This is a genomic window from Clostridium sp. UMB9555A, assembly GCF_030222355.1.
GTDB lineage: Bacteria > Bacillota > Clostridia > Clostridiales > Clostridiaceae > Sarcina > Sarcina perfringens.
The window spans coordinates 384,634-402,309 of sequence record NZ_JASORQ010000001.1 but is presented as its reverse complement, the minus strand read 5'-3'; the positions used below and the strand labels follow the sequence as shown (position 1 = coordinate 402,309).

The window sequence follows — 17,676 nt, the reverse complement described above, 5'->3', positions numbered from 1 at the left end:
TTATTGTCTTAATTTATATTATTAATCATATAGTTAATGATTTAACACAATGAAACACCCTCTGAAATCAGAGGGTGACTACTATTTTTTTAATATTTCATTTTTATCTTCTTCTTTTAAGATAATTATGTTTTGCACATATATGTTCACTAGTGCCACCTTAAGTCCAGTTATAGCTTCAACAGTCCTTCTTACGTTTTCCTGCACTTGAGAAACTACATCAGGGATCTTAATTCCGTATTGAACAGTAACACCAATTTCTATAACTGCTTCACCATTCTCCACATTAACCTTAATGCCCTTACCTAAACTTTTCTTTGAAAATTTATGTCCTATTCCAGTGCTATTATTGTGATTTATCTCAAGTATTCCGTCTATCTCAGATGCAGCTATACCAGCTACGACACCGATAACTTCATCAGATATATTAACTATACCTAAGTTAGCTTCATCTCTATTCATTTCATTCATAAAGCTGAACCCTCCTACTAATCTTCACGAAACTTAATTAGTTATAGGTTCATTATAGCAAATAACTAATTACAATACAATTAATTATTTTTTTTCTATATCAACGTCATATACTTTTGATACATTCATAACTATATCTTGGATTTCAACCATTTTCTCTTGAGTTAACTCCTCATTAGTCTTAACTACAACCTTAGCATTATCACCATCTATAAAACATATTACATCTTCATAACCTTTGCTCTTTATACTAAGTTCTATTCTTGTTTCATAATCTCTTGCCATAGTTTTTTCAGTTAATTCTTTTTCAGCTTCTTCTTTTTGTTCTGCTGAAGTGTTCTTATCTTCTACTATAGCTTTTAAGTTATCGATAGTTTTAGAATCTTTTTGTTCTCTTAAATTTCTTGATTCATAAAAATAATTTGAAGATGTTTCAGTTGCATTGTCATCATTTTCTCCAAAAGCTGTAGGAACTTCTCCCATGCTCTCTTTAATTTGATTGTTAACTCTAGTTGCTAGAACGCCAGTACAAACTATTAATGCTAAAAGTGTTAAAATTATCCCTGCTTGTTTTCTGTTCATAATGAACCTCCCATAAATTTTAATTTTATTTTTTCATTGCTAATACATTTACCTTATCAACACTTATGTTATATAAGCTTGATATTGCTTTTGTTATTTCATACTTTATCTTGCTATCTTCTGCACCCTCAGCCACAACCATGACTCCTAAAACCTCTGGCTTTTCTGTTTTTAATATAACTGGTTCACTTCCATTAGAGCTATTTGACATAACTATTTTATCTCCATCTGTTTCTTGTGAATTAACTCTTGTTCCTCCTTCACTATCAGTTTCTTCTGTAGTGCTTTTTTGAGAAGAATTATCTACAGCTGGTACTTTTACTTCACTGCTTTGAAAGTTTATTACTACATCTACTGATCCTACTCCATTTATTTTTCCTAATATCCTCTCTAAATCTTTTTCTTGTTTTTCTTGATAACTTAAAACTTCTGAATCTTTTTGGCTATTACTATTCATATCCTCTTTTGATACTTTTTCTAAATTAGTTTTCTCACTCTTAGTTATATTGTTTACACCTGTAAAATATGACACAACTAAATAAAACATTATAACTAATAAAAGTAGTATTATTAAATTAGTAATATTCTTCTGTTTCAAAATTTTAGACATTTTATCTTTGAACCCCTGCACCTTTATACCCCCTCCTAGGCATATGAAACAATTATATTTTCATGAGAAATTTCAAGTTCCTTTTCAACAAACTTTTCAATTTTTCCCAAAAAAGAATCCTTTTTCTCTTCTTTATTAACCTTTTCTTTTCCAACAACAACCTTATCTACTTTTTTCACTTTTTTTTCATCTAAAACTATAATTTCTGCTTTTTCTATATTAAATTTCACTTCGTCAAAATCTATTTTCCCAATTAAATTAACCTCAAATTCATTCTCATAGAATTCATCTTTTAATGACTTCTCTAAGTTTTTCTCAACACTTTTTAAAATTGCTTCTTCATCATATAATGACTTTTTTTCCTCATCAGATCTTGTAACATCACTTATTTTTTCCTGAAAAACAGTTTCATCTATATCCTTATTCATAGTTAAAAGCCCTATTATTGGTGATAGCATTACAGAAAGTATTATTAATGAAAATGCAAATTTAACATGTTTTTTTATTGAAGAATTAGGTAAAATTATATGAGCAATAGATATGATGACTATAACAACGCAAAGGGTTGAAATCCAATTTTTTAAAAGTTCCATCTTATTTCTATCCTCCTACTATAAAATTACCTGCTGTAGCCATCATAGATGCCATAATAAAGAACATTATGCTGACACTTATTATGCATGACATTATCATAAATAAGGCTTCTCCAACAGTTTCCACACTGCTAGAAATCTTTGAATCAACAACAGGCTCAATAACCGCGGAGGTAAGTTTAAAACATATAGCCATAAGTCCTATTTTTATTATTGGATAAATTACAATTACAACTAGAACTATTACTCCTAAAGAAGTTATTACACTTTTCATAGCTAAGGAATATCCTGCCACTGTGGTTATTGCATCTGAAAATGCCTTTCCCACTATAGGCACAAAATTATCTACAGCAAATTTTACTGTTTTTACAGCCACTGCATCTAAGGTATCTGCCGTCATTCCTCTTAAAGTTAATATTCCAACAAATATTGTTAATATAAATCCCTGAGATATCATAACAATCTGTTTTATAAACTTACACATTCTATCTATTTTAAATTCACTAGAAAGATTATTAACAAACTGTAATGTAAAGTATGCTAATATTAGTGGGAATAAAAAGTATGTGTAAATTCTAGGAGTTATAGAAACTGCCCCTAGTACTATGGGATCTATGGTAACAGCTGATGTTACTCCCCCTGAGGTAGCTATAAGCATTACAATAACTGGAACAATAACATTCATAAAATCTATAATTGAAGTTAAGACTTCCTTTCCCAAGTTAAGAGATATAAAGAAACTTTTAGTTAAAAGCATTATAAGTAAGGCATAGCAGGCAAAAAATGCTATCTGTGTTACTCCCTCTTCAATATTAAAAGCATCCTGTAAATTTTTAAGTAAAGCACTTAAAAGAGCAATTACTAGTATTGAAGCGATAAACTTTAAAACTATGTTAAGTTCTCTAAACATATAACTAAGTATTGAAGCACCTATTTTCTTTAAGGTTATTGGATCTTCTCCACTTTCTAAATAATTCATTATATATTCCTTAGCAGACATATTGCCTAATATATCTTCTTCTGTTTCTAAATTATTTATATAATCATAAAATCTTTCTATTCTTGAGTCATTGTCTATTTTTTCTTTTGAACTCTCTAAGTTATCATTCGCCAAAACTTTTAAGTTAAAGCAAAATACAAAGATAAGAGATAATAATATTATGTTTATTAACTTTTTCATATCTTAGCTCCTACATTATACTTAAAATAGAATTCAAAATATTAGCCATTATTGGTATAGCTAATAATAGAATCATAATTTTTCCTGTAAACTCTACCTTCTTACCTAATACTGTGACCCCTGCATCATTACATATATAACTACAAAAAGTTGAAAGATATGCTATGGCAATAATTTTCATAACTATAGCAATATATGATGAATCCATTCCAGATTCTTTTGCTATATCCTGCATAAATGCTATTATTTCATTAACATAAGGCATTACAAAAAGAAAAATTACTATGCCAGCTCCTAAAAGAAGAAAAACTGCAAAGGTGCTCTTATTATCTTTTAAAACTAGATATAAAAATAAACTTATTAGTACAAAGCTTATTACTTGTATAACTACATCCATATTTAATTTTGCCAGTAATCTTTTTCTTTATTTGAACCTTAGATTACTGTCATAGACACCTCCTTCTCAATATATTTTATAAATCTATTAAAATAAAAACATAGATTTAACAGAAGAAAATAATCTACTTATAAGTTGAATCATCATGGTAAGTATTATGACTACCCCAACTATATTAGCTAAAGTTGCATACTCCTTTTTACCACTTTGCTCAAGAACTTTATCTAGTATAACAAGCACTATACCAACTCCTGCAATCTGAAAAATCAAAGATAAATCCGACATATATGGCCTCCCCCTAAAACTTAACTCTTATTAAATAGTCCAAAAGTAAAATTTCTTTTCTAAAAATCTATTAGACTAAACAAGAAAAATAGCTATCATTGCACCTACTGCAACCCCTAAATACCTATATACCTTAGTATTTTTATTACACTCATCTTCAGCAATCTCTAATTCTATATCTAGCTTTTCCTTTGCTAAATTAAATATCTTAATTTGTCCCTCTACATTGGTTTCTCCTAAAGACTTTGAAAGATCTAATAAAATTTCAAAATCCTTATTCCTTAGATTCATTTCTTTCTTATGTTCATTTATACTTTCTTTAAAAGCCATATATACATATTCCACTTCATTATTTTTTAATTTAAAAGAAATTTCATTAAATAACTCTTTTATTGGACTTTTAGCTTTTAACGCTATACTCTCTATACTCTCTGGTAAAGGAGTGTAAGTATAAACAATATCATTTTCAAAATCTATTAAAGCTCTTTTTAACTCTCTAAGTTGGGAAAGTCTATTTCTAAATCCTTCTCCATATAGGTATCCAATTAAAGAACTAAGTAGAACTATAATAAGCAGAAAAAAAACTTTCATTTTATCCTCCTATTAAAGATAACTTTTCTAGTAGATTTGTTATTTTTATACCTTTTATTCATTCTAATAAATTTAGTAGCACCAATTGAAAATAGTTATCTTATTTTTCATAACCCCTAGAAAATTTAAAGATAATTTTATTATGTTAAACATTATATATACCCTCAATTGTTCCAATTCCTTTTTTTCCACTAAGAACCACAACTTTATTTATTATATTATTTTCAACAATCTCCCTAAAAACTGGTCTCCTATACAATTCTTCAACATTTCTTCCATGTAATGTAGCTATAATACTAACTCCTGAATTATATGCCATCATTAATCCTTCCATATCTTTATAAGTTCCAATCTCATCACATATAATAACCTCTGGAGAAAGCCCTCTTACAGCCATCATCATCCCTTCACTTTTTATGCAGTTATCATATACATCAGTTCTCATTCCTACATTCATTTGGGGAATTCCATTGTAACAAGCAGCTATTTCGCTTCTTTCATCAATTACAACTGTTCTCTTTCCCTTAAAGCCAATTTGAGAAATTCCATTAGATATATTTCTTGTAATATCTCTTAAAAGTGTGGTTTTTCCACATTTAGGTGGAGATATTATTAAAGTATTATTTACCCTATTATTTTCTACTAAGCTATTCATTAAACTATTTGAACAGCCTACTATTTCTCTACAAACTCTAATATTTAAAGAAGTTATATTTCTAATAGTTTTAATAGAATTATCTTCTATTACACATTGACCTGCTAATCCAACTCTATGCCCTCCTTGGATAGTTATATATCCTTGCCTTATATCTTCCTCAAAGGCATATAAAGAGTAGTTACTTATTTTTTGAATTATGGCTTTAACATCCTCTCTCCTTATTACATAGTTAAAAATTGTTTCTGTATTATCTAAAACTATGTTAAGAGGCTTTCCAACCTTAACTCTAATTTCTTGTAATTTATTTAAATTACTTTTATCTTTTAAACAAGAATTTATCTTATCTGGTAATACATCAAATATTTCTTTCAAAGTACCTCCTCTCCTTTCTATTTAAATCTATTACTTTACATAAGAAATTATTCTAATTATTTTTAAAATAATAAATCTTTTTTGGAGATCTCTTCTTCTCTTCTATTTAAATTTATTACTTTACATAAAAAACTATTCTAAGTATTTTCTAATTTTGGGCAAAAAAATAAACTGTACCTTTTATAAGGCACAGTTTATTAAACTTCAAATTCATTTCCACAATAAGGACAAGGTATACTTTCAGATCTGTTTAATATATCTTTTTCTATGTATATAGGCTTATGACATTTATCACAAACTACTTCACAGTATTCATCATCATATTCTTCAAGCTCTTCTAAAGTTAGCTCCTCAAAAAGTTCATCCTGTACTCCACTTAAATCATCATTTAGTAGATTTACATTTTCATCTAAAGTTTCAACATTAACTTGTAACTCTTCAACCTTATCAACTAAAGATGAAATTACATTAAGTAAGGAATCCTTAAATTCTTTATCTAACTCAGTGTTTTTATCCATAGCTTTAAGTAAGTTGCTAATGTTATTTTTAATATCCTTCACTGAAATCACTTCCTTATATTAAATATGCTAAGCTTTTTAAGCTTAGCATAAATTTATTTTTATCTATATTCACTAGATAAATTTGACTTAAATACATTTAAATCAAGTTTTTATTAAACTCTTTCCATGTACTCGCCAGTTCTAGTATCTATTCTTATAGTGTTTCCTTCTTCAACGAACATAGGAACCATAACTGTTGCACCAGTTTCAACAACTGCAGTTTTCATAGCTGTAGTAGCAGTGTTTCCTTTAACACTTGGCTCACACTCAGTGATTAATAACTCAACAAAGTTTGGAGCTTCTACTGAGAAAGCTTCTCCTTTGTAGAATTTGATTACAGCGTTCATGTTTTCTTTTAAGAATTTTATAGCATCTTCAACTTTTTCATGGTTTAAAGGAATTTGCTCGAAAGTCTCTTGATCCATGAAGTAGTATAATTCTCCATCTGAGTAAAGGTATTGCATTTCTTTTCTTTCGATTATAGCTTCTTGTAATTTATCAGTTGGGTTGAAAGTTCTGTCTGTAACACCACCCATTATAACGTTTCTTAATTTAGTTCTAACGAAAGCAGCACCTTTTCCTGGTTTAACGTGTAAGAAGTCTATAACTGTGTATACTTGTCCATCCAGTTCAAAAGTAGTTCCTTTTCTTAAATCACTTCCTGATATCATTAAGTATCCCTCCAAAATCTATTAATTCATTTTATATTATAACCCTTTAAGATAAATTAATACCCTCTAGAGTTACCTTGTTACTTATTTACTATTTAAAGTGTAAAACAACAATCATATTTTATCAAAAGCTAATAATAAATGCAATTATTTTCATTAAATTTACAAGCCTATACAACCTTAAGCTCCAAAAAACACCTTAATTCTTCTGATTTTTCTATTTTGTAATTTTTTATATTAATATTATTATTTTTTAATAAATTAACATAATTACTTAAATCCTCTAAAGAGCCTGTAAATAAAACTTTACCTATCCATCCCTCTTTATATTCTAATTGTAAAACAGTACAATCCTTATTTTCTATATTTTTTAATACTGTATTTAAATCCATTTCTACTATAGAGTTTGTTAAAACTGGAATTTCATAATTTCTTAATTGAAAAAGCTCTATACCTTGTGCTAATAGTATAACTATAAAAATAGTAGCTAAAGTTACATCTAATTTTAATTTTTTCACCTTAATTCTCCTTTTAATCTATAAGTATTATTAGATTCATTTAAACTTATATCATAAACTCTTCCATTAATTTTTTTAATATAATTAATAAGAGAATTTTTATAAATACTATTAACTTCTACTTCAAAACTTTTTCTCTCTAGATTTAAATTTAATATATTTTCATCTTTAATTATTTCCTTTAACTTATTTATATCTTCTAAAAATTCCTTGTCTAAAGATCTTTCCCTATTAACTCCCTTTATTTCACTTAAATAATTTTTTATTTTATTGTTTTCAGTCTTAATTTTCCCATAAAAAAATAGATTAAATAATAATAAAAACAATATGTATATATTTAGCTTTTTCTTTATTTTTCTGTTATACTCCTCTACATATTCAATTGGTAAAAAATTTTTATATTTTTTGATATAAATTCTCCTCACCTCTAATCTCATTTAATTTTAAACCTTTAAACCATTCTCTTAATTCTTCTGTTAAATACTCTTTCTGAATTTTAAAAGTAAAATCTTTTACAGATACCCTAAAATCTTTCTCTATACTTTTAATACTTTCCTCTATTACTTCAATAATATTAAAATCTTTTAAACTCTTTAATAAAACTAGCTTACCTTTTATATAAATGCTTATTTTAAAATTTTTAAATTCAAAAGTAGCTTTATTAAAAACTGATATATTCTTATTTTTAAGTTCAGGAAATGATAAAGAAAAATCCTTTCTTTCATATAATAAACTTTTAAATCTTTCATCACATCCAATAAAATACACTATTAAGAATAAACTTTTATTATATTTTAATACCTCATAATGAACTAAGGGTGTGTAATTAAAAAATCTATCTTTTATAAGCTGTTCTATTTTTTCTTCAATATTACACTTTTTATTCACCCTAAGTGTTTCTATAAATATCTTTTCATTTAAAAGAATAATTTTTACTCTCTTATCCTTTAACTCCTTAAGTTTCGAAATATCATTTGTATCATTAATTACTAAGGTCTTTATTAACAAACTCATAATTTCCCCTTTTTGACAAGATAATATCATCATTTATAACCTTTATTTCATAGTAAGTATCCCTAGAAAGTCCACTTATTTTATCTTTATTTTTAATATTTAAAATTCTCGCTTTTTTACTATACTCAGCCTTCATATTATTCAAAGAAAATTTTAATTCTTGAAAAGTATCCTTATTCAAAATATTTTCTTTTAACATATACTTTAAAAACTGTTCCTCTGAGTTATTTTTATCTATATTAGAACCTATTATTTTAAAACTTCTATCAAGTTCTTTTCTTCTTTGAAATGAATTATCCATAAGTATAGTAACTATCATGCTACAAATTAGTGAAACTAACATAACTTCTATAGACACAAAACCCTTACGCCTTTTCATAACAATAGATCCTCTCCTCTTGATTTTTAACCTTTAATTTTATATAAAATAAGTTCTTCTTTTCTACCACATCAAATTCTTCAACATTTTCTATTAATATATGATTACGGTTTTCTCCGCTACTTATATAATAAACATGTAATTTATCTTCTTTCTTTTCTATTTTATTTTCTTCTACAATACCCTTTCTCCAAAACTTAACTCCAATATAGTCTTCATCTTTATTTATCTTTATATCTTCAACCATATTATCCCAAAATCTGTGATTTAAGTACATTTCTGCATCCAACAAGTAGTTTAATTCTTTCTCTTTTGGAATAAACCTCTTATACTCTTTAACATAAAAAATCAAATTCTTTGTTAAACTTAAGGTTATAATCCCTAAAGCACCTAAATAAATACATAGTTCAATTAATAAATATGCTTTTCTTCTTCTTTTTGCGGTGGATTTTCTAATTTTTGATGATATTTTTCTAAAAATTTGTATATTTTCACCTCCTTATTTTCACGTATATATGGTTTTTCATTTTTATAAATTATATTAATAATACTTTCATATTGATCAATGTGACTTATATTAATAGTCCATCCTAAATCATCACTCTTTTTATTATGTAAGATTAAATTTTTTCCAAGAAATTCTTTAATATCATTATTTATTAAATCATTTACCCTTAAACTACTTAGTTTATATTTTCCACTATTAATACTTCTTAAATCTTCAAAGGATATATTGTGTTTTAGCTCCATAGCCAAAGAACTAATAATTTCTGCTACTTTTATTTTTTCTTTAATATAATAGTTGTTGTTAATATAAGTGCTATAACTTTTTCCTATTCCTAAGAAAAGTATTGATATTAATGCTAATGCTAAAACCATATCTACTAGTAAATACCCTTTCTTTATATATATCTTATCTTCCATCTCTATATTTCCTCATAAATCACTTAACATTAATTTTCCATATCCCTGGAACTATGGTTATTTCTCTTTGCTTATTATTTTTATCAATTATTGTTATAGTTCCAGCTATACTAATCATCCCAGTCTCCTTTATAGTAATTAAATTATCTCTATTAAAACTTACTTTAACTGCATTTAACCTCAAAGAGGTAGTTCTAAGAGCATTTACATAGATTAATTTATTGTCTAATATATCAAAAATTATTTCGCCATATAAATTATCTTTCTTAGACAACTGTTTTGCTTCCATTAAAAAATCATGAATCTTACTTATTTCTCCTTCAACTTTTAATTCGTAACCCCTATCTTTTATAATCATAAATGATGTTGGTATTGCTAAAATAAGAGAAGTTATTGCTAGGTATATTATTACTTCACTAAGGGTAAATCCTTTTCTTTTCCTATACATATTTCATTCCCTCAAAGGTAGGTATTAAAACTAAAAGCATCATAGCTGAAATAACAAAACCTAATATAATAAACATTGCTGGCTCTATTTTCCCAACAGTTTTGTTTAGCACCCTATGAAAATCTTTTTCTCTTATTTTTAAAAGCTCTTCAATATTTTTAGTAAACAATCCACTTTCTTCTCCAGTTATTAAAAATCCCTTTGATACATGAGAAATAACATTTATTTTTCCTATACTACTGCTTAAAGTAGCCCCTTTTATTAATTCTTCATTTATGCTTTTAATATATTTTCTAAGCTTTACATCACTTAAACTTTCTCCAAAGACACTTAAAGCATTATTTAAGGATATTCCACTATTTAATATCATGCTTATTAAAAATAATATTCTAATTTCATAATACATTCTGTATACTTCTATCTTTTCTAAGATTTTTTCAGAGGGTATTACTTTAAATAATAGATAAAGTGAAATTAAGGCACAGGAAAAATAACAAAAAACTATTACTTCAACATTAGGATTTTCTTCTACAAAATTAATATAATTATTTAATAAAGTCATAATTTTAGAATCTTCAATTTCCCTTAACTCATACATATCTACAAACTGTGGCAAAATATAAGTTACATAACCAAAAATCATAATAATTAAACCTATAAGAAGTGAAACTGGATATCTAAGAGATTTAGTAATTTTATTCTTTATTTCCTTTTCAGCTAATATATTTCTAGCACACTTTTCCAATACCACTTCTAAGTTTCCACTTTCTTCTCCAATCTTCATCATATCCTTCATTAAATCTGGATATAAGTTGCCTTCCTCCTTAAAAGCCTTTGATAAAGCTTCTCCATTTAAAACCTTTTTCTCAATTCTCCTTAGGGATTCTTTATATTTTTTATCTTTTACGGTATTCTTTATTAAGTCTAATGATCGTCCTATAGGCATTCCTGATTTTACATATGTGCTTAAATTTAAGCATATATATGAAGCTTCATCTTTAAAACCAAACATCTAACCCCTCACATTCCTTTAATAAATAATATTCTTCTAAAGATATCTCTCCCTTTTTAACTAAGGTAAAACATGCCTTTAATAGTTCTTCTCCCCAAGTAATATCCTCTGTACTTTTATATTCTTTTTGAAATATAATTTCACAAATTGCTTTTCTTCCATTATTACCTGTCCAATTACACATTTCACATCCAGTTCCTTTATAGTAAGCTTTTAAACTTAACTCTTCCCCTTTTAATTTCTCAACTAATTCATTTTTAAGCTCTATCTTCACTTTGCACTTTTCACAAATTTTTCTTACTAATCTTTGAGTTATTATTGAACTTACTCCTTCCTTTACTAAATATCCTTCTACTCCCATATCTAATAATCTATTAAAAACTTCATTACCACTGTTAGCGTGTATTGTTGAATATACTTTATGCCCTGTTATGGAAGCTCTTATGGCAATTTTAGCCGTTTCCTCATCTCTTATTTCTCCAATTAATATAACATCAGGGTCCTGTCTTAATATATGCTTTAATCCATTAGCAAAGGTTAATCCAACCTTCTCATTAACATTTGTCTGAGTTATTCCTTCTATGGTAAACTCAACGGGATCTTCTATGGTACTTATATTTATCCCTTCCTTATCCATTGAATTTAACAATGCATATAGAGTTGTTGATTTTCCACTTCCTGTAGGACCATTTATAACTACCATTCCATGTTTTAGTTTTAAAAGTTTATTGATTTTATTCTTTTGTTCTTCCATTAAACTCAAATTATCAATATTCATAAACTCATTTTTCTTATATAAAATTCTAACAACTAACTTTTCACCAAAGGTACTTGGAATACTTGATATTCTTAAGTCACAATCATATCCATAATTTTCAAATGATACCTTCCCATCTTGGCATCTTAATTTATCGCTTATATCCATATCAGCTTTTAACTTTATCTTATTAACTAAATTTTCATAAAGATTTTTCTTTATTCTCTTAACTAAAACTAAAGTTCCATCTATTCTAAATCGAATGTTAGAATATTCTTCTAAAGGTTCAATATGAATATCACTAGTATTTTTTTCTATACCTAAAGATATAAGACTTATTAGTTCTTCCTCAATAAATTTATCCTTAGAAAAACTTTTTCCACCATAACAATCTTCAATTAAAATTTCTATTTCATCCTTATTTCCAATTACAAAGTTTATTTCTTTTTCTCTAAATAATAAGGATAAATACTCCCTTTTCTTTGATTCTTCCTTGCTTGTATAAAAAAATATCTTACCTGAACTTTCTTTTAAGGCAATTAAATTCATCTCTAAAGCTGTATTCTTAGATATATTCTCCATTAGCTTCATATCTATATCTTTAATGGTATATTTCATATATCAACCTCCTCATCAGTAATAATTGACAAGGCATTTCTTTTTTAAACAAAAAAAATTCTAGATTATTAAAAATTTTTAATAATCTAGAACTTTTAACTATTTTATAATAATATACTGCCCTTTATTGCTATCTATAAGTTTAATACTCTTATCCTTTGGATTATATCTATATAGTGCATTTTTTTCTTTGCTATCATTAAATCCAAGAAAATATATATTTTCTCCAACAACAATTAAATTTGATTTCTCTGATATATTTTTAGGAAAATCATATACTAATCTATCAAGTTTATTATTTGTTATATCAATTGAATACAAGCTTCTTAATCCTTCGCCCTTTGTACCAATAAAATACACTACATTTCCTATTTTACATAAAGATTCTATTTCTCCAACCTCATTTGAAATAACAGATTCTTTTTTATTCTCCAAATTATATATATAGCAATCTTTCTTGCCATCAATACTGCTTTGAGTATATAAAACAACTTGATCTTCAACTAAATCAATATAATCTATAAAAGCCTTAACTATTTGCTTCTCTAAAGTATAGCTTCCATCCTTAATATTATAGATATATAACCCACTTTGTCTTTTTTCTAGGTCAACACCATATAGAATTAATTGATCCTCATTAATAAATTTAACATTCTCCCCTGAAATAGCTAAATTCTCATTAAAATCAAATTCCTTAAAATCTTGTAAGTCTAAAATCTTGTATCCTATTTTATCCCCAGAACTATATCTATATAGAAGTTTAGTTCCCTTTGGACTAATAATTAATTCTTCTATATTTCCCTCTACTGATATCTTATGTTCCTTAACTCCATTAGTTATTATTAAGTTTGTTCCCTTATCAGCAAATTCCCTATAAACAGCTAAACCTAATTCCTCACTATAAACTTCCATATGACCCTTAAGATCTAAATCAAGTTTTTTTAGTGAATCCCCTTCTATTTCGTAATACAAAACATCTTCCCCTGAAATTGTAGACACAATACTACAAGGAAGTTTTAAGTTTGTTCCCTTACTGTCTTCTTCATTAGACCCTTTACCGAAATTACATCCCGCAAGGGTTGTTGATAAAATAACTAATACTAATAAACTTAAAGCAGCAGCTTTCCTCATTTACTTACTTCCCTCTCTAAAATAAATATGTGCCATCACAAATAAATGACGCATTACCTATCATTTTTACTCCATCATCTTCAATATTAACTTTTAATTCTCCACCAGGAACTATTACCTTTACTTCTTTATCTACAAGCCCTAATTTATTAGCAGCTATAACTGAAGCACAATTTCCTGTTCCACATGCTAAGGTTGGGCCTGCACCTCTTTCCCAAGTTCTAACTTCCATTGTATTTCTATCAATTACTTTGCAGAAGTTAACATTTGTTCCTTGAGGAAATAACTCATACTTTTCTATGTCCCTACCACATTCTATAGGATATTTTTCCTCCTCAAATATAATAGTATGAGGAACACCCATAAGTAAAGATGTTATTTCAAAATTTCCATTTCCTACACTTACTTTTTTTTCTATTATTTCTTCATCACATAATGCTGGAATATTCTTTGGTTTAAAGTCTCCAAATCCCATATTTACATTGATACTTTTTACCTTATCATTCTCAATTTCTAAAAAGATTCTTTTAACTCCATCACCTGTTAAAACATCTAGCACATCTTTCTTTACTATTCCCTTCTCGTAGACATACTTAGCAAAACATCTTATTCCATTTCCGCACATAGCAGCATAAGATCCATCTGAATTTATTATTACCATTTCTATATCACAATTTTCATTCTTTCTAACTATTAAAATCCCATCTGCACCAATTCCAAATCTTCTATGGCACATTTTTTGAGCAATTTCTCCCTCTTTACCTAAATACTCATTGTTTAAATCTTCTATAACTATAAAATCATTTCCATTTCCATGCATTTTTGAAAACTTCATATTATCACCTCAAATTACCTATTATTGATACTTTTTATTATAAGATGTATACTAACTGTAAGTTCAATCAATTTAGAAAGGAAAGAAAATCATGGCTTTAGACGGTATTTATTTATATAACTTAATAAATGAATTAAAAGATTCATTAATAAATTCTAGAATTGACAAAATAAATCAACCTGAAAAGGATGAAATAATAATAAATGTACGTGGAAAGGAAAATAAAAAACTTCTAATTTCCTCTAGTTCCAAATACCCTAGATTACATTTTACTACAATAAGTAAGAATAATCCATTACAACCTCCTGTTTTTTGTATGGTATTAAGAAAATATTTAACAGGTGGAAGAATAATTGACATATATCAACAATCTACAGATAGAATTGTTTCAATTGATATAGCAAATAAAGATGAAATGGGCTTTGATAGTGTATATACTTTAGTAGTAGAAATAATGGCTAGACACAGTAATATTTCTCTTGTAAGGAAGAGAGATAATAAAATTATGGAATCAATAAAACATATAACTGCAAATAAAAATAGTTTTAGAGTTCTATATCCTGGTGTAAGCTATGTATTCCCTCCTGCATCTGAAAAATTAAATCCTTTTGACTTTTCAAAGGAAGATTTAAAGATAGAATTAAGCAAAAATAATAATGAATTGGATGAAAAGATTTTTTCAAAGCTACTAACTGGTGTTGGTAAAAATCTTTCTCTTGAAATGTATTCATTATTTAAATCACAATTTGGAGATTCATATGTTTTTGATGATATATTCAATTTTATATGTAATTACTTTAATAACATATTTAAAGATATACAAAATATTATATTCTACAAGAATGAAAAAATTATAGATTTTTATTTTAAGGATTTATCTATTTTAGACCATTGTACTAAAGAAGTTTATGATAATAGTAGTGAACTTTTAGATGCCTTTTTTGCTAATAAGGATAAACAAGATAGATTACATGCAAAAAGTGCAGATATTCAAAAATTAGTTAATACTAATATAGACAGATGTTTAAAAAAGATTAAGGTTCTTGAAAAAACCTTAGAAGAATGTGATAAAAAAGAGGAATTTAAGATTAAAGGTGAACTTTTAACCTCTTATATTTATAGTATTAAAAAAGGAGATAAATCTGTTGACCTTTTAAATTATTATAGTGAAAATGAAGAATACCTAACTATTTCACTTGATGAAAATAAAACACCATCTGAAAACATTCAATTTTACTTTAAAAAATATAATAAACTAAAAAAAGCTGAAGAATCTGCCTTAGAACAATTAGCTATAAATGAAGATGAGCTTAAATACTTAAATTCAGTTTCATCAAGCATACAGGTTGCAGATAACTATGAAGATATAGATGCTATAAAAAATGAACTTATAGAAACAGGCTATATAAGATTTAGAAGAAATAATAATGGTAAAAAGAAAGAAAAACAATCTAAGCCTTATCACTATGTTTCTTCTGATGGAATAGATATTTATGTTGGTAAAAATAATATTCAAAATGATTATTTAACTTTAAAGTTTGCTGACAAGAATGATACTTGGCTTCATACTAAGGACATACCTGGTTCTCACGTAATTGTTAAAAGTTCAAATATTCCTGACAAAACTTTAGAAGAAGCTGCTAACTTAGCTGTTTTCTATAGTAAAGGAAAAGGTGGCACTAAAATTCCTGTAGACTATACTTTAGTTAAAAATGTAAAGAAACCTTCTGGTTCTAAACCTGGAATGGTAATCTATTCAACTAACAAGACAGTTTATATGGATTCACCAAAAGAAATAAATTTAGAAAAACTTAAGTAATAAAATAAAAGTTACAAATAGATTCTACTAACTTCTGTACTAAACTAATAATTTATACAGTTATCTTTTCATTCTATTTGTAACTTTTTATATATTATATTCTTTTTAAATTACTTCTTTAAATTATTATCTAAATATTGATAGTAGTAGCATAAAAGTCTACCATTGTAAAGCTTTCTGTTTTTAGTAGCTTTTCTACCAAACTCTTTTTGGAAATCTGGACATGCTGTTAGAATGTTAAAATCCCAAGTATCTAACTTCTCTTTAACTTCTCCAAAGTGTTTATTTAATTTTGAAACTATTTCTTTTTCACCTATTCTCTCACCATATGGTGGATTTGTAATCATATATCCATACTTTTTCTTAGTTGAAAAATCAAAGAAGTTTCTTTTTTCTATAGTTATACAATCAGTTAATCCTGCTTTTCTTACGTTATTTTTAGCTGTACTTAATACCCAACTATCTATATCATAACCAGTTATATCTAAAGGAATTTTCTTTATAGATTTCTCTGCTCCTTCTCTAACTTGATCCCAAATTTCCTTATCCATTGAAGGCCAAGTTTCAGAAACGAATTTTCTATGTAATCCTGGAGCTATGTTTTTAGCTATCATAGCAGCTTCTATTAGTATTGTTCCTGATCCACAACATGGGTCTATAAGAGTTTGCTCTCCTCTCCACTTTGAAAGTAAAACCATAGCTGCAGCTAGTGTTTCCTTAAGGGGAGCTTGCCCTGAGTGTTCTCTATATCCTCTTTTGTGTAATCCCTCTCCTGATGTATCTATTGTTAAGGTAACCACATCTTTTAAAAGTCCAACTTCTATTTTATAAACTGGACCATCTTCTGTGAACCAATCTTGACCATAACTTCTGCTCATGCTCTTAACTACGGCTTTTTTAACTATTGACTGGCAGTCTGGAACACTAAAAAGTTTTGACTTAACAGATTTACCAACAACGTGCATCTTACCATCTACAGGTATATACTTACTCCAATCAATCTCTACAGTTTTATTAAATAACTCTTCAAAGCTTTCTGCTTTAAATTCAGCTACTTTTATTAAAACTCTATCTGCAGTTCTAAGCCAAAGGTTTGTTATGGCAATATCCATTTCATCCCCTTCAAAATGAACTCTTCCATTTTCAGTTTTTAGGTCTTCATATCCTAACTCTTTTAATTCCTTTGCAACAACAGCCTCTAAGCCAAAAGTTGCAGTGGCTATTAAATTATAATCCATAAAAATTTACTCC

General features: G+C 27.1%; 24 protein-coding genes. 1 reads left to right on the top strand and 23 read right to left on the bottom strand.

Features of this window, described 5'->3' with window-relative positions; genetic code table 11:
* Nucleotides 1-81 precede the first annotated feature (81 nt).
* From QP548_RS01835 to dapF, 22 genes are all read right to left on the bottom strand, one after another.
* Entirely contained in the window at nt 82-471 is a 390-nt protein-coding gene (locus tag QP548_RS01835) for an Asp23/Gls24 family envelope stress response protein (RefSeq protein ID WP_003451410.1), read from the bottom strand.
* An 84-nt stretch (nt 472-555) separates the two neighbouring features.
* Nucleotides 556-1,053: a SpoIIIAH-like family protein gene (locus QP548_RS01830; protein WP_003451536.1), complete on the bottom strand. Its 498-nt coding sequence runs from the start codon at nt 1,051-1,053 to the stop codon at nt 556-558.
* A gap of 25 nt (nt 1,054-1,078) precedes the next feature.
* Entirely contained in the window at nt 1,079-1,663 is a 585-nt protein-coding gene (gene spoIIIAG / locus QP548_RS01825) for a stage III sporulation protein AG (RefSeq protein ID WP_011010625.1), read from the bottom strand.
* A gap of 35 nt (nt 1,664-1,698) precedes the next feature.
* Nucleotides 1,699-2,256, bottom strand: a complete 558-nt coding sequence (gene spoIIIAF, locus QP548_RS01820; protein ID WP_061428854.1) for a stage III sporulation protein AF — start codon at nt 2,254-2,256, stop codon at nt 1,699-1,701.
* Between the two features lie 7 nt (nt 2,257-2,263).
* The gene (gene spoIIIAE / locus QP548_RS01815) at nt 2,264-3,436 is read right to left on the bottom strand and encodes a stage III sporulation protein AE (protein WP_061428855.1); all 1,173 of its coding nucleotides are present in this window, start codon (nt 3,434-3,436) and stop codon (nt 2,264-2,266) included.
* Between the two features lie 10 nt (nt 3,437-3,446).
* Entirely contained in the window at nt 3,447-3,833 is a 387-nt protein-coding gene (spoIIIAD, locus tag QP548_RS01810; protein WP_061428856.1) for a stage III sporulation protein AD, read from the bottom strand.
* Between the two features lie 87 nt (nt 3,834-3,920).
* Nucleotides 3,921-4,118: a stage III sporulation protein AC gene (spoIIIAC, locus tag QP548_RS01805; RefSeq protein WP_011592695.1), complete on the bottom strand. Its 198-nt coding sequence runs from the start codon at nt 4,116-4,118 to the stop codon at nt 3,921-3,923.
* Nucleotides 4,119-4,193: 75 nt separating this feature from the next.
* A complete protein-coding gene (gene spoIIIAB, locus QP548_RS01800; protein ID WP_061428857.1) occupies nt 4,194-4,709 on the bottom strand; it encodes a stage III sporulation protein SpoIIIAB in 516 nt (171 codons plus the stop codon).
* A 145-nt stretch (nt 4,710-4,854) separates the two neighbouring features.
* Nucleotides 4,855-5,739 carry a stage III sporulation protein AA gene (gene spoIIIAA, locus QP548_RS01795; RefSeq protein WP_003451516.1) on the bottom strand — a complete coding sequence of 295 codons (885 nt, stop codon included), beginning with the start codon at nt 5,737-5,739 and terminating at the stop codon, nt 4,855-4,857.
* A gap of 197 nt (nt 5,740-5,936) precedes the next feature.
* Complete coding sequence (locus QP548_RS01790) at nt 5,937-6,299, bottom strand: CD1247 N-terminal domain-containing protein (RefSeq protein ID WP_003451464.1); 363 nt, start codon at nt 6,297-6,299, stop codon at nt 5,937-5,939.
* Between the two features lie 113 nt (nt 6,300-6,412).
* Entirely contained in the window at nt 6,413-6,970 is a 558-nt protein-coding gene (gene efp, locus QP548_RS01785; protein WP_003451649.1) for an elongation factor P, read from the bottom strand.
* A 170-nt stretch (nt 6,971-7,140) separates the two neighbouring features.
* Nucleotides 7,141-7,488: a hypothetical protein gene (locus tag QP548_RS01780; RefSeq protein WP_061428858.1), complete on the bottom strand. Its 348-nt coding sequence runs from the start codon at nt 7,486-7,488 to the stop codon at nt 7,141-7,143.
* On the bottom strand, nt 7,485-7,925 hold the full coding sequence (locus QP548_RS01775; RefSeq protein WP_061428859.1) for a hypothetical protein: 441 nt from the start codon (nt 7,923-7,925) through the stop codon (nt 7,485-7,487). The genes QP548_RS01780 and QP548_RS01775 overlap by 4 nt, the downstream gene beginning before the upstream one ends.
* A complete protein-coding gene (locus QP548_RS01770) occupies nt 7,885-8,496 on the bottom strand; it encodes a hypothetical protein (protein WP_061428860.1) in 612 nt (203 codons plus the stop codon). The genes QP548_RS01775 and QP548_RS01770 overlap by 41 nt, the downstream gene beginning before the upstream one ends.
* Nucleotides 8,471-8,821 carry a hypothetical protein gene (locus tag QP548_RS01765; protein WP_061429453.1) on the bottom strand — a complete coding sequence of 117 codons (351 nt, stop codon included), beginning with the start codon at nt 8,819-8,821 and terminating at the stop codon, nt 8,471-8,473. The genes QP548_RS01770 and QP548_RS01765 overlap by 26 nt, the downstream gene beginning before the upstream one ends.
* A 46-nt stretch (nt 8,822-8,867) precedes the next feature.
* Nucleotides 8,868-9,158, bottom strand: coding sequence for a hypothetical protein (locus tag QP548_RS01760; RefSeq protein WP_061429454.1), 291 nt, complete (start codon nt 9,156-9,158; stop codon nt 8,868-8,870).
* Nucleotides 9,159-9,292: 134 nt separating this feature from the next.
* Nucleotides 9,293-9,805, bottom strand: a complete 513-nt coding sequence (locus QP548_RS01755) for a hypothetical protein (protein WP_061428861.1) — start codon at nt 9,803-9,805, stop codon at nt 9,293-9,295.
* 19 nt (nt 9,806-9,824) lie between these two features.
* Nucleotides 9,825-10,253 (bottom strand): pilus assembly FimT family protein, encoded by a 429-nt coding sequence (locus tag QP548_RS01750; protein WP_061428862.1) that lies wholly within the window; start codon nt 10,251-10,253, stop codon nt 9,825-9,827.
* Nucleotides 10,246-11,265: a type II secretion system F family protein gene (locus tag QP548_RS01745; protein WP_061428863.1), complete on the bottom strand. Its 1,020-nt coding sequence runs from the start codon at nt 11,263-11,265 to the stop codon at nt 10,246-10,248. The genes QP548_RS01750 and QP548_RS01745 overlap by 8 nt, the downstream gene beginning before the upstream one ends.
* A complete protein-coding gene (locus tag QP548_RS01740; protein WP_061428864.1) occupies nt 11,252-12,640 on the bottom strand; it encodes a GspE/PulE family protein in 1,389 nt (462 codons plus the stop codon). Before QP548_RS01740 ends, QP548_RS01745 begins: the two co-directional genes overlap by 14 nt.
* Nucleotides 12,641-12,739: 99 nt before the next feature.
* The gene (locus tag QP548_RS01735; protein ID WP_061428865.1) at nt 12,740-13,771 is read right to left on the bottom strand and encodes a hypothetical protein; all 1,032 of its coding nucleotides are present in this window, start codon (nt 13,769-13,771) and stop codon (nt 12,740-12,742) included.
* A gap of 16 nt (nt 13,772-13,787) precedes the next feature.
* Nucleotides 13,788-14,606 (bottom strand): diaminopimelate epimerase, encoded by an 819-nt coding sequence (gene dapF, locus QP548_RS01730; RefSeq protein WP_003458678.1) that lies wholly within the window; start codon nt 14,604-14,606, stop codon nt 13,788-13,790.
* 91 nt (nt 14,607-14,697) lie between these two features.
* Between dapF and QP548_RS01725 the strand changes: the two genes are divergently transcribed.
* The gene (locus QP548_RS01725; protein ID WP_061428866.1) at nt 14,698-16,425 is read left to right on the top strand and encodes an Rqc2 family fibronectin-binding protein; all 1,728 of its coding nucleotides are present in this window, start codon (nt 14,698-14,700) and stop codon (nt 16,423-16,425) included.
* Nucleotides 16,426-16,535: 110 nt separating this feature from the next.
* Here QP548_RS01725 and QP548_RS01720 read toward each other — a convergent pair whose 3' ends face one another.
* On the bottom strand, nt 16,536-17,663 hold the full coding sequence (locus tag QP548_RS01720) for a THUMP domain-containing class I SAM-dependent RNA methyltransferase (protein ID WP_003451545.1): 1,128 nt from the start codon (nt 17,661-17,663) through the stop codon (nt 16,536-16,538).
* Nucleotides 17,664-17,676: the final 13 nt, after the last annotated feature.